Annotated in this window: 12 protein-coding genes; 11 read left to right on the top strand and 1 reads right to left on the bottom strand. The window is 37.1% G+C overall.

Translation table 11 applies throughout. The features are described 5' to 3' along the window. Nucleotides 1-295: 295 nt before the first annotated feature. The 11 genes from AC1DND_RS11715 to AC1DND_RS11765 all read left to right on the top strand — a co-directional run bounded on the left by AC1DND_RS11715 (nt 296) and on the right by AC1DND_RS11765 (nt 12,557). Nucleotides 296-562: a helix-turn-helix domain-containing protein gene (locus AC1DND_RS11715; RefSeq protein ID WP_477581790.1), complete on the top strand. Its 267-nt coding sequence runs from the start codon at nt 296-298 to the stop codon at nt 560-562. Nucleotides 563-1,693: 1,131 nt separating this feature from the next. Further along, nucleotides 1,694-2,587 carry a hypothetical protein gene (locus tag AC1DND_RS11720; RefSeq protein WP_477581792.1) on the top strand — a complete coding sequence of 298 codons (894 nt, stop codon included), beginning with the start codon at nt 1,694-1,696 and terminating at the stop codon, nt 2,585-2,587. Nucleotides 2,588-2,991: 404 nt separating this feature from the next. After that, entirely contained in the window at nt 2,992-3,975 is a 984-nt protein-coding gene (locus AC1DND_RS11725; protein ID WP_477581794.1) for a hypothetical protein, read from the top strand. A 43-nt stretch (nt 3,976-4,018) separates the two neighbouring features. Then, nucleotides 4,019-4,753, top strand: coding sequence for a glycosyltransferase family 2 protein (locus tag AC1DND_RS11730; protein ID WP_477581795.1), 735 nt, complete (start codon nt 4,019-4,021; stop codon nt 4,751-4,753). Further along, nucleotides 4,656-4,895: a hypothetical protein gene (locus AC1DND_RS11735; protein ID WP_477581797.1), complete on the top strand. Its 240-nt coding sequence runs from the start codon at nt 4,656-4,658 to the stop codon at nt 4,893-4,895. The genes AC1DND_RS11730 and AC1DND_RS11735 overlap by 98 nt, the downstream gene beginning before the upstream one ends. Nucleotides 4,896-4,962: 67 nt before the next feature. After that, nucleotides 4,963-5,946 carry a signal peptidase I gene (lepB, locus tag AC1DND_RS11740; protein ID WP_477581799.1) on the top strand — a complete coding sequence of 328 codons (984 nt, stop codon included), beginning with the start codon at nt 4,963-4,965 and terminating at the stop codon, nt 5,944-5,946. A 111-nt stretch (nt 5,947-6,057) separates the two neighbouring features. After that, nucleotides 6,058-6,471: a hypothetical protein gene (locus AC1DND_RS11745; protein WP_477581801.1), complete on the top strand. Its 414-nt coding sequence runs from the start codon at nt 6,058-6,060 to the stop codon at nt 6,469-6,471. A gap of 75 nt (nt 6,472-6,546) precedes the next feature. Beyond that, entirely contained in the window at nt 6,547-7,797 is a 1,251-nt protein-coding gene (locus AC1DND_RS11750) for a 6-bladed beta-propeller (protein ID WP_477581802.1), read from the top strand. A 5-nt stretch (nt 7,798-7,802) separates the two neighbouring features. Next, on the top strand, nt 7,803-8,378 hold the full coding sequence (locus tag AC1DND_RS11755) for a hypothetical protein (RefSeq protein WP_477581804.1): 576 nt from the start codon (nt 7,803-7,805) through the stop codon (nt 8,376-8,378). 120 nt (nt 8,379-8,498) lie between these two features. Next, nucleotides 8,499-9,731 carry a 6-bladed beta-propeller gene (locus tag AC1DND_RS11760; protein ID WP_477581805.1) on the top strand — a complete coding sequence of 411 codons (1,233 nt, stop codon included), beginning with the start codon at nt 8,499-8,501 and terminating at the stop codon, nt 9,729-9,731. Nucleotides 9,732-9,734: 3 nt separating this feature from the next. Further along, nucleotides 9,735-12,557: a hypothetical protein gene (locus AC1DND_RS11765; protein ID WP_477581807.1), complete on the top strand. Its 2,823-nt coding sequence runs from the start codon at nt 9,735-9,737 to the stop codon at nt 12,555-12,557. A 365-nt stretch (nt 12,558-12,922) separates the two neighbouring features. Here the strand turns inward: AC1DND_RS11765 and AC1DND_RS11770 are convergent. Then, a partial coding sequence (locus AC1DND_RS11770; protein WP_477581808.1) for a hypothetical protein occupies nt 12,923-13,165 on the bottom strand: 243 nt, incomplete at its 5' end.

Raw genomic sequence — 13,165 nt, forward strand, 5'->3', positions numbered from 1 at the left:
GTGCTGAGTTCACCCAGCCAGTTATAGCTAAACCCTTCTTTATTTATCAGTCGTTCAGGCAAAAGAGATGTGATGTCGTTCAATGTGCTGAAATGCATTGAACGACAAGCTTTACAGAATTCAGCACTAAAACCAAGCCTGTCAATAGGGGTCTGTAATAATTCCTCCTTTTCCATATATTTTTTAATATCTGCAGCTTTATAAAGATAATAAATTTGTTTCTAATAAGATGTATCTATTGTGATGTTYCTTTTTAGAAGTACCTCTCTCGCATCATTTTGGTTTACTTTACGTTATGAGTAGAGCCAAAAACGAAGAGGAGAGCGAGCACATAAAGGAAGTTTTGAAATTGGTCGGAGCACGGATTCGTTCCCTTAGAGAAGCGAAAGGGGAACGGAACTATGAAAAATTTGCCTTTAAACATGACCTTAACCGTACGCAGCTCTGGCGCTATGAAAATGGTGAAGATCTGTATTTCTCATCTTTGYTGAAAGTGCTTTCAGCATTGGATATTACCCTTGCTGAGTTCTTTAGCGAYGGSTTTGATCAATCCGCTAAGTGATAACATTTATTAAATATGAGTAGGCAGCGATAAAAAACCTCAAGGCTTTTATCTTKCTGATCCTATTCMYTTWGATTTYACTTATCCATTGGGTGYAGCAGYCATCCGAATTGCTCAAGAATGCCTAGTCACTTTCCTCAACTTGACTGATTTTCCGATAAGTTAGATTGTGATGAATAATATCAAAATTGATACCCGGGAGGTTGTCTATGTTAAAAGAAGTGAATTTCTGTTCGATTTCTAAGCGTGTTAAGTTTATGTGATTCTTTGTTTGATTCAAAGATTTTATATAAGTTCATAAGATTTCTAGCGCGGTGTACGCTATTAATCATTTTGTCTTGCTGATGGCAAAACCAGGTAATTTGAAAAATACATAACCTTATGAGGAATTTAAGCAAGCGTTCATACAGCGTATTTCCATTATTCACTATAATGGAAACCATTTTAGATCTGGCTCAAAAATATGCTCCTTTTACCAACTACATGGAAAGAGACTAGAGAATCTAACTACTTTCTACACCACCAATTTGCCAAGAGCTGCCTAAAATAACAACACTCCCAGTAATCTAAATCTACAACATGATCGCTCTCAAAATAACATTAATTTTATCGTTTCTGTCTATTATTTCCAGACTTGCTCCCTCTAAAAATCATGAGGGCGAAGTCAAAATAGAAACTTCTTTAATCGACGCACAGAAGGTGTTGACTGGTACCCGCCTTTTCGGATATTCCGATTTTGAGGGGGGATTAAAATAGAAGGTTTTATTCAATGATAATAATAGGTTTATGGATAGGATTTTAGAGAATAAAAACAGCAGTTTTTTATCGAATGTACTTGTTGGCGCCTTAATACTTTGTTTTGCGGCCTTCAACAATAAGTTTCCGCTTTTATTTGAGGAGTCGGGAATCTACATTAAGGATGGTTTTTCACTGCCGCATGTTGTTAATAGCAAGCTTTTATATTCGCTTTTTGTTGCACACACGAGCTGGGGCAAATCCCTCTGGTTAGTGATCTACTTCCAATCTTTAATACTGGCTACTGTTATAAATTATTACTTCCGGTATTTTGTTCCTTATAAAAAGAACCGTTCCTTCTTTTATTTCGGTTATCTTTTCCTAATTTCTTTTTTGATGTCTGCCTCGATTGCCGCGTCTACAATTTCTCCGGTTTTGTTTGGAAGTATATCAATTTTGGCCGTTGGACTGCTGGTTCTGATCAGGAAAATGATTCTCAGAGATCGTATAATTGTTTCAATTATAGCAGTTCTCAGTACTGCAATGGCCTTTTCATCAATTGTTATTGCGGTGATGATTCCCCTTCTGTACTTTGTCATCAATTTAATCAATAGACGAAATACTATTAAAGCTTTCCCGATAACGATTGTAAATATCGGTATCGTAAATGTTGTGAGTATTGTTCTGTTTTCTATTTTACCAATCGGTCCCGGAAATTCTGCCTCTAAACATAATTTACCGGGTTTCCTTCGGGCATTTGACCACATTGAGCCATTTAATAAAAGCGGGGGCGGTGTTTCCGCTGATACGAAGAATCTCAAAAATAAATCAGGTATCCAAGGTAATCAAATACTCAACAGAAAGTCTGAATATCTGAAAAGCGGAACTTCAGAATCTTTTTCGATTATTAAAGTGATGACAATTAAAGCGTATGAAAGACCTCAGGTAAATGGCCGGGCACTCAATGCGGTCGAGGAGTGGTTCAGCGGTGATATTAGGGAATGCTACCTTTCGAAACAGCGGGAGGGCTCGGAGAAGTTCATCATGATCGGCATTTCCCAATGGATATTTCTTATACTGTCAATCGTAATCTCCCTGTACGCATTATCGATTTCCAGAATTAAATACAAAGGTCTGATTTTTTACTTCTTTACTGCCTTTTTACTGAATATAGTAGCAGTTCTACTATTTAATGACGCTCAAAAAAATAACCTGTGGAGTTTTGTGTGGGTTGTGCCGCTTCCGCTGTTCTTAATGTTTTCTGCTAAAACTGACCTGAAGTTTATATGAAAGTAAGATTTGATACAATGCTGAGACGGATTATAGGTCATGAACAGTTCGGGTTCATTGTTTCAGCCGCAATATTGCTAACAATAGCAGCTTACAATATGTTTCCGTTGATCTTTAACGCAGATTCGGCAATGTATATCGAGGCCGCATACCGAAAAGTAGTAGAGCCGGACCGGCCTGTCCTGTACGGCCTTTTTATAAAATATTTTAGTTTCAAAACATCGTTGTGGTTCGTCATAATCTCCCAGAGTCTTTTGGTGAGCTTTGTTCTGTATAATTATTTTAGTTCTTTTTACTTGCACACCTTCAACGGAGCTGTTAAAAAGAATAGTAACATCTTCTTAATCGTATTTACCGCATTGATCTCATTATGTATGGGGGCCTCTTTTCAAGTGGGATGGTTAATGGCCGATATCTTTACACCTGTAGCTATTCTTCTTCTGGGCATTATTCTATTTGTTGGTAAATTAAGCAGGGTGAGGCTGATCTTCATTTCTATCCTAATGATTTTCAGTATTGCGATGCATAATTCCAATTTTTATATATGCCTCGGCTTAATGCTGCTCTTAGCATTCTTCGCATTATTTAAGCCGGTTAGAAAGCTGTATCACACTTCAGGGCTTACTTTCCGAAGGAGTATTCTAGCTTTCTTTTTGATAATATTAAGCAATCTCACATTATCTACGATCCATTATTTACATGGGGGCGAATTTAAGTCCAGTCGTGGTGGAGTAATATTTTTAATGGGAAATGTTGTTGAGATGGGAATTGTCGATAAATATTTAAATGAGCAATGTGGGAATAAAAGTTATGAATTATGCAAGTACAAGGACTCCATCCCGAATAATTTTCTGTGGGATTCAAAAAGCCCGATGCGCAAGATGGGGGGCTGGAAGGGCAGTGAAAAAGAGTATACCGCTATTTTAAAAGATATTTTGACAACTCCAAAATATCTGAAAACATTTGTATTTAGCTCTTTGGTTCTAACATTGAAGCAACTTGCAACATTTGAAACCGGCGAAGCCGCAAAGCCCTGGAGACGTGTAAATCGCGCTGTTAGAGATTATCATTACAGCGATTTCCAAAATTTTATGCATTCTAAACAGAGCGAGCAGAAACTGGATTTTACGGTTATCAACTTCCTTCAAAACCTGGTATTTGCGTCATGTTTTTTTCTATATCTGGTGACATTTTGCTCTGATAAGATAGCAGTACGGTATAAATTGCTAGCTGTATACATTCTTTCTGCCGTACTTGTTAATGCTTGGATCTGTGGAACCTTTTCAGGTGTGTTTCCCCGGTATCAAAGCCGGGTCGTTTGGCTTATGCCTCTCCCAATATTTTTGTACGTCATGGGAAATTGGAAGAAACCGTCAGATAAAAATTAACAACAACTATATATAACTCTATTAACTCTCTTAAATCAACGATTTGGAACTTACAATTTTAATGCCCTGTTTAAACGAGGAAGAAACCCTCTCAAAATGCATCGTTAAGGCATTGCGCTCAATTGAAGCACACAATCTCAATGCTGAGATACTAATTGCAGATAATGGCAGTACCGACCGGTCAAGACTGATAGCCAATAATCTAGGTGCAAGAGTTATTGATGTAAAAGAAAAAGGTTATGGGAACACCTTGAGGGCTGGGATATTCAATTCGAAAGGCAGGTTCATTATTATGGGGGATTCAGATGATAGCTACGATTTTAGTGATTTGATGCCCTTTATTACGAATCTGAGAAATGGTGATGATCTGGTTGTTGGCAACAGGTTTAAGGGAGGAATCCAAAAAAATGCAATGCCTTTTCTGCATCGGTATCTGGGAAATCCGGTTCTGTCATTTTTGGGGCGCCTGTTCTTCAAAACACCCGTAAAGGATTTTCATTGTGGTTTAAGAGGCATGAATAAGAGTTCGATTATCGAACTTGGGCTATCGACTTCTGGTATGGAATTCGCCTCAGAGATGATCGTTAAATCAGCGATCAATAATCTGAAGGTTTCTGAAGTTCCGATAAAACTTTATTGTGATGGAAGATCACGGGATCCGCATTTAAATACCTGGAGGGATGGCTGGCGGCATTTGTGTTTTTTATTGGTACATAGTCCAAAGTGGCTGTTTCTATATCCCGGACTGCTTGCTCACCGTATATTCCCTTCGATTTAGCAGCATTCCATTTAATCAAAGTCTAGCGACAAATCACATCGCCAAGATTCTCGTTCCGGCTGTGACCAGTTCTTTATTGGGGATACAAGTTGTTTTTAATAGTTTTTTCTTAAGTATCCTAAATGCAAGATTAAAAGAGTGAACATCAAAACTATTTGTCGGACTTAAATAGAAAACTTGAATACTCAAACTGACCAATTTATTGTTAAATGTATAGAGCAAGAATTAAAGAGATCATAATTAAAACCGCTTATCTGTTGATGATCTGCCTCTCTGTGGTATTCGTTCGGGTTTTCTGCCTTGAATTTTACAAGGTAGATTCCATCAGTATGGAAAATACACTTTTTCCAGGCAATCTTATTCTTGTTAATAAGGTGGCTTTTGGCGCTAAGTTACCAAATGGCCCTAAAGAGGTCCCTTTTCTGCAAGTATTTTCCTACCTGTTTGGCTTTCGGAATTGGACACAAAATACCAGATGGGAGTATTATCGGATACCTGGTTTGGATAAGATCAAGAGAAACGATATTGTTGTCTTTGATGACATTAGGCAACAAGACCGTTTGATCAAGCGCTGTATTGGGTTACCTGGCGATACTTTGTTTATTGAACACAATAGCCTATACATAAACGGAAAACCAAGGCAGGAGCCGGAATCAGTTAAGTTTTCTTATAAGCTCACCAAAAAACCTAATGTAGACTTAAGTGGCCTATTGAATCAATTTGGGTTAGATACTAAAAGTATATTATGGAAGACAGACGACGAATATCATATTTCAATGACTAATGAAACCTATGATAGGTTGTCGAAATCGAAGGATGTGGTAATGGTTCAGATTGATGACCTCGAAAGGGGCGGAGGTGGACCAGACCTGTTCGGTTATCCAACCTATAAGTACACAAGAGAAAATTTTGGTCCTGTCATTATTCCTGAAAAGGGACAGGTTATTAGGCTCAATACAGAGAACATAGCATTATATCGCGAAGCAATAATTAAATATGAAGGCAATGGTCTGAAAATTTTAGGAAAAAAAATACTGATCAACAATTTCGTCACTGGACAGTACAGGTTCAAATTAAACTATTTTTTTGTAGCTGGAGACAATCGATATTCCTCTATAGATTCAAGATACTGGGGTTTTGTGCCGGAGACATTTATAATTGGCAAAATGTCTTTAAAACTCCCGTTTTTTTAAATGTCTTAATACCAATTAATTATATTTTAAACTAAAAATCAAATTTAAATGAAAAAACAATTTTTTAGCGCTCTAGCGCTTTCCCTTGGAGCAGCAGCGCTGTTCTTAAATGTGAACGAAGTTTCTCAAAAAGAAGCATCGAGCCTTAAAATCAGTTCTGTCCTGAAAGTCTATGCCAGGGAAGACAGCGGTAGTGAGAGTGGAGGTGAGAACGGCAGTGGTGAAAGCGCTGGCGGAAAAGGTTGGGGCTACAGTACATCTCAAATCCAATGCGCCTCGCCCCAATACGATGCAACTGTCGCAACACAGGTAAATTCTGGAAGTGGTGCCGGAGTTGAGGTACAGGCTGGTGGTATCATACCTGGTACTTCAATAACTGCTGGAGTTACAGGAACTTATTTTACCAGTGCCGGATCTACTACTATCACAACCCAAAAGTCTCCGACCACTAAAGATGTATGTGTGAGCGCCTCTTGGTATAACTACTGCGGTGGTGCTATTAGTTGTAGATACATAGCAGGCTAAGTTTTTAACAAAATATTGATATTTCACACATTAGACCTCAGATTTCAACGGAATCTGAGGTCTTTAATTCCCTATATGAATAATATAAAAGCTAACCTGTTTCTTTTTTCGGTACTAGTGATACTGACAAGTTGCAGAAACAATAAAGAGGCTATGGGTAAAACAGATAACTCAACTGTCAAAATCATTGAGTTTAATCCCCAGGGGGGAATGTCCCCAAAACCAGTTGAGCTTGAAGACGTCAGCTTTATAAAGTTAGCGGGCAATAAAAATTTCACTGTAGAAGATATCAGTGACCTGATCTTTAGTGATAAGTACATTTATGTCATAAATACCTATACTTTTTCGGTTTACGATTATCATGGCAGACAGATCAAGGAAATTGATCTTAGAAAAGAAATAAATGAAACAACAGACGGCATAACCCAAGGCAAATTTAACTACTCCACCAATAGGCTCGATCTCCTTATAGATAATGGTAAGACTTTACTTTCTTTTGATGCATTAGGTAACTTAAAGAGTTCAACAGATTTAGTCTGTCAGGTATTTAATTTTCAACCTATTTCAAACTACTATCTATTTCACAACGGATTTAATTTGTGCGGGGCACAGGAAATTCAACAGGGGTTTTCCTACCGTTTAACTTTGGCAAGTTGCCTCAATCCTAATCAGATTGAGGAAAGCTATCTAAAATTCAATTTCAACGGGCTTAAAAGTCCCAAAGCTGTTATTGGTTTACGCAACTTTAATAAAATCAATGGTAATCCGGATTCTGTGCTTATGTTTGAATCCTTTTGTGATACCATATACAGCTTTGACAAGAAAAAGCTGAGCAGTAGGTATCTCCTCAAATTTACCGGAGAAAGTGTACCCCTTTCTGAAATTGTTTCTGATATGGATATAATTGATAAATCTTCTGAAATAGCCAAACAAAAACTGACGATAATTTCTAATGTAATGGAAAACGAAAGGTATCTGAATGTGACATTCCACTATTATTCAAAAAAGATTAATATTAAACTTGTCGGATACGCCCTATATAATAAAGCCCACAATTTTGTAACCGTTCAAAGTGAAGGTAAGAACCTTGAAAGTACAATTGATGGAATACCCTTTAAATTTAATTCTAGTACCTACCCTTCATATATGGATATGAAAGGAAGGTTTGTCAATCATGTTATCCCTTCTGAGCTAAAACATGAGTTACAGGTTGAAAATCGGAACAAGAATATCAATGGGCCTGCTCATAGACTGATTGAAAAATTCGGACTCAAGGACTATTTGAATGATGAACGTCCTATTATAATGTTATATAATATAAAATAACTTTGATGATAAATTTAAAAAATTGCTTGTTTCTATCGTTGGGGCTCATGCTTGTCTCCTGCAAAGATCAAGGACAGAAATTTGATCTGGAGAGTGAAGCGTTACAGGATGCCGTATCCCAGGTTAACAAACGACTTGAATATCAGGATACACTCCTGTTCTCTACATACGCTGATGATAATAAAATGATCAACGTTCCTTTTACGGTCAAACATGAGAACACACTGGTTTTTAAGAGTTCGATCACTAACTGTGAAACGTGTTTTGATAGCGTTATGACACTTCTTATAAAGGGTGATTGGGTGGGGAAGGTAAATTTGGAGATCTGGATAGAAAATCCAAAAGTTTCGAAAATGCTGGAGTCCAAACCCTGGTATTCTAAAAATTTAAATATAGTTTTTAGACCTATTGATGGTATTTTACTTGCTACTTTAAAAAGTGAAAAGGTTAATAAGCCTTATTTCTTTGTGTTAAACAAACAACGCAGCTGCGTGTCCAACCTGTTTTTTCCAGAGCGTGAGAGCAGTACAAATACGCAGAAATATTTGGATATAATTTTAGACAAATATCCGAAATCCTAATCCACTAACTATTTTATAAGTGAAGTGCGTGGTGAGGCCTGCTATCAGTTAAAAAGCCTTTGCTTTTTTTTGAACCGAATACCTACCTTGTCCCGCTGTTTATTTCAATTGAATCGAATTATGTCTGCATCAATAATCAAGCGCATATTTGCCTTATCTGTCATCAGCCTCAACTTACTTGTCTCGGTTTTTGGACAGGGTCTCAGAGAACCTTCCAGCATTAGAATAATACCGACTAATTATGCACCCGAGATATCAGCGTCAGAGGTTTTTGAAGAGATAAACTATGTCCCGTTGGAAACAACAAAACGTAGTGTTTTTGGCGCACTGCAACAATTGATTGTGACCAAAGATCACTTCATTTTATCTGACCGCGAAACTAATTGCATTTTTGTATTCTACAAAAACGGTAAATTTTTGTCTAAAATAGTCCGCCAGCCATCCGAACGGCAGCTTTTTTGGGTAGACCAGAACAAGCAGGAGATAATATTTATGATCGGGATGAAAAGCTTTCACTATTATAGTTACAATGGGAGCAAGCTAAGAGTGGAAACTAAAAGCAAACTTGAATTCTCTGTAGATTCACATTTTTTTCAGGATGGTAYTACTGCCTATTCGGCCTATATCGTAAACGAAAAATTTTTTAAAGATACTGTAAACCATGAAGTCTTGCTTGCCCGTAATGATAAAGTATACGCAAGTTTTCTTCCCTACAATATGAAGAATTCAGCTTTAACGACTGACAATCTTCCAAACCGGGAACAGGGACCCTTTTTTGCAAGTGGAAATTCCAGCTGGGTCTATTATGCCAGGCCCTATGATTACAATGTTTACAAGGTTACTACTTCCGACATGTACGAAAAATTTACTTTTGTCTTTCCATCAGAAAACAGCTTTTCAAAAGCAAATTTTAATGATCCATTATTCAAAAGGGACGCCAGACAGTATTTTAGGAGCAATCCGGATTTGATCTCAAGAATATCACACATATATCAGATTGATTCCTGCATTTCCTTTAAATTGACTACTGCTGGAAAAAAATTCGGTCCCATGTTATACAATTTAAAAAACCAAACGCTAGTTTCGTTCTTAAGTATAAATCCCGATTCGAAAAGTTATTTTATGCCTGTAAACGATAGTAAGGATGTAAGCGGTTTTGCTGATCAGGGTGCATTATATTGCGATGGCAAATATTTCTATTCTTCGGTTTCTTCTTCAGCTTTGATAGTGAGAAGAAAACAAAATATTGATAAAAACATCATGTATCCAAAAGTACTGTCTGCTTATTTTGAAAAAGCGAGTATGATGGATAATCCTGTTATTTTACAGATTAAGCCCAAGCAGAGTTTTTAGGGTATGAAATTTATCTCCCTTGGCCTATTTAGCCTATTATTTTTTTTATTTTCAAATGCCCTCGCCCAAAATCCAGAAGCGCTCAAAATAGGAGCTGCTAAAGGAACGGTAAAAGACTCTATAGAACATCATGCGCTGCGTTCGGCTACCGTCTCGGTTTATAAAAGGCAGGATTCCAGTTTGGTTGCCTATCAGTTATCAGGTATCCAAGGTGAATTCAGGTTCAATAATTTGCCTGTAAACACAGATTTAGAAGTCGTAATCAGTTTCATCGGGTACAAGCATTACAGAAGGAATTTTCTGATCGCATCCGCTTCCGATACGTTTGATTTTATGACCTTGTATTTAAGTCAGCAAAGTATTGAGCTTAAGGGTGTTGAAATTAAATCATATAAACCTCCGATTCAGATGAAGGGCGATACATTGGAATTTAATGCGGATGCTTTCAAAACCGCGAAGAATGCGGTGGTACAGGATCTGCTTAGAAAATTGCCCGGGGTAATATTGTGGGGAGATGGGCTTATTACAGTTAATGGAAAGGCTGTCAAAAAGGTGTTGGTGGAAGGCAAACCGTTTTTCGGTGGAGATGCAAAGATCGCGATCCAGAATTTACCAAAAGAATCAGTAGACAAAATACAGGTGTATAAGGCTGGTGATGATAGGACTACAAAATTGGACTCATCTGTAAATATCAATATTAAGTTAAAGAACGGCTGGAAATCCGGTTTGTTCGGAAAGATCTCTTCAGGCTACGGTACTGACAAAAGATATGTTGCGGGGTTTGCTGTGAGCAGTTTTTCGCCCAGGACGCAGATTACAATCGCGTCTATGGCTAACAATAGTAATATTGTGGTCAACGACGTATTAGAAATGACCCGCGAGGCCTCTTTTAAAGCTACAGGCGTTAGCCTTGAATTACAGCCCGATTTCTTTGTAGAAGGACTAAACAAATCTAAAGCAGCAGGATTTAACTTCTTGCATGATTTTATAGCCGATGCTGCCCAAAATCGAAATAACCGATTAGAAAATAGCTATTTTGTTACACAACGTGACGGGGATTTAGTTAAAAATACCATTACCTCAATCAATATAAAAGCGGACAGTAATTTGCTCCAATCTTATAATGAGACTAGGACATCATCCACCTTAAATCAAAATTTCAAAAATAGCTACAAACTGGAGAATGATTTACTGGAGTTCTATTTCATACCTAATTTTTCGCAGACCCGTAGCCAGGATTTTTTTAATTCCAAAAGCGTTTCAATATCTGGCGATCAAACCTTACAAAGTGCTTCTTCAAGTACTCTTAAAGAAAATATTTTTAATAAGGTTCTTACATTTAACACAGGCTTCAGAAGCAAAACCAAGAATTTTCAAATAGGTTACTCCTCATTTTTAAACACTTCAGATAATATAAAAGAAAATAAAACGTCTTTTGCATCCAATGATAATCTGTCACAACTTACAAGATTTGACAGAAACTACGATATCAAACGCCGCCGCATATCTAATGACCTGTCCCTAAAGCTATTCAAATTAGAAAGATTATTTGGGGGTAGGGACAATGTGGTAGATTTGACTTTCGTAAACAATGTAAATTTTTCAAGTGATCTGAATAATAGTAGCGTTGATGATGGCGATTTGAGCACAAACTTTAGAACTAAAAATTCTTATCTTTCAAATAGGAGTCTTTACAGATTTATAGACGAAAGGCCCACAATCAAACTGGAAAAAACTATTGAAAAATCTTTGGTCAACCGATTCAGCAGGTTATGGCGTTTTTCCTTGGATATCAATGGACAGCTGTACAAACAAACCCATTCCTCTGAAAAAGCCTTCCAGGTCTTTGATAATGCCTATTTGAGGTTCTTACCAGCATTCAAGTTGAAGCATGATAGATACAACAATTTTACCAAATATAAAGCCTCCTATGAAGTAAATTATAGATCTTTCGCAATATATCCCGATGTAAACCAACGCGCTCCACTGGTTGATAGCACAAACTTTTATTTTCGACAGTTTGGAAACATGGACCTTCTTCCGAGTTTTGGACATGAATTAAGCCTTACGTTTTTCTTGGAAAACTTTAGAAAAAGTAACTCAACAGACAATTACTTTGTTAAATTGGGCCTCAATAAAATAAATAATGCTATTGGAAACAACATATTATATGATAATCTCGGACGTGCCTACGGAAGATATTTGAATGTTGATGGCAACCAATCATGGTTTATCCAAGGTGAGGCTAGAAAAAGCATTAAAGTTCAAAGCAGTACTTTACAGTTTATTTTGAAACCATCACTTAGCAATGCAACCCAACCAAACTACATAAATGGTTTGCTTAATAGTACAAGTTTGCTCTCAACTGATAATAATTTTGTTGTTTCATATTTGTATAAAGATGCTTTTCAGTTCGAATTGAACCAGCAAATGCTTATTTCAAAATTAAAACAGACCAATAATCCTACGGCGTTCAAAAGTTCAATTTTAAGTACAAGATTTATTGCTAGCTTAAATATTTCCCCAGCCATTAGCTTCAATACCAATATTACGTATAATTCCAACTCTTCTACCTATGGTGGAAATTATAATTTTACCCTATGGAACGCGAACTTATACTATCGATTTTTAAAAGGTAACCAAGGAGAAGTGAAATTATCAGCTTTAGATATACTGCATCAAAACAAGGGGGTAGTGAATTTTGGATTGGACAATACCTTTACCACAGGATCGGTAAATGTAATGCAACAATATTTTCTGGTATCTCTTGCTTACTATCCTCGAGTTTTTGGTAGAAAGGCAAAGAAATCATCACTTTCTGAGTAATAAAACCTATCAGACGAACAAAATTGCTGAGGGCAGCTGCGTTTACTGTCGTCAATCATAAATGAGTTGGTGCTTTGCAACTAAGAAAAACTTGAATAGAAATTATAAATAAATTGTATTATTATTTATATCTCCCGAAGGTGCAGAATATGCAAGAGTTTACACTGAAGGATCAAACGGTACGGAAGCTAACGGGCGGTGGTTAACCAAGGCTAGTGAAATTGAAGGTTTATCACGAAGTGAGATACAGCGTAAAATAGCATTGCCAAACGAACCAACCAATATTGTTAAGGTTCAACCTCCTTCAGGTACTTAATGCGGGTAGGAATTGCGGGGCGTGCTTTTGGTCAGTCTGGAGGAGGGATTCAATACCAGCTAATGGAACGGATACCAGCTGCTTCGTTTATTCGGCCAATGGGATTGCCGGTGTTTATGCCTCCACCAATTGTAGAGCCGATGATTCCGGAATTACCCATAATCGAACCAGTAATAATACCATAATTAAGTAAAATGTATAGCCTCGTAGATAATAAATTAATTTTTAAGACAGGGGAACCACTTGTTTTTAAATACCCAATAAAACAATCCGTATTGGCTGAAGATATAAT

The organism is Pedobacter sp. 01N416 (genome assembly GCF_056399685.1).

Coding starts and splice junctions, on each gene's coding strand:
- AC1DND_RS11725 (WP_477581794.1), top strand. CDS start 2,992: ATGGCCGATATCTTTACACCTGTAGCTATTCTTCTTCTGGGCATTATT.
- AC1DND_RS11720 (WP_477581792.1), top strand. CDS start 1,694: ATGTCTGCCTCGATTGCCGCGTCTACAATTTCTCCGGTTTTGTTTGGA.
- AC1DND_RS11750 (WP_477581802.1), top strand. CDS start 6,547: ATGAATAATATAAAAGCTAACCTGTTTCTTTTTTCGGTACTAGTGATA.
- AC1DND_RS11765 (WP_477581807.1), top strand. CDS start 9,735: ATGAAATTTATCTCCCTTGGCCTATTTAGCCTATTATTTTTTTTATTT.
- AC1DND_RS11735 (WP_477581797.1), top strand. CDS start 4,656: ATGGCTGGCGGCATTTGTGTTTTTTATTGGTACATAGTCCAAAGTGGC.
- lepB (WP_477581799.1), top strand. CDS start 4,963: ATGTATAGAGCAAGAATTAAAGAGATCATAATTAAAACCGCTTATCTG.
- AC1DND_RS11755 (WP_477581804.1), top strand. CDS start 7,803: ATGATAAATTTAAAAAATTGCTTGTTTCTATCGTTGGGGCTCATGCTT.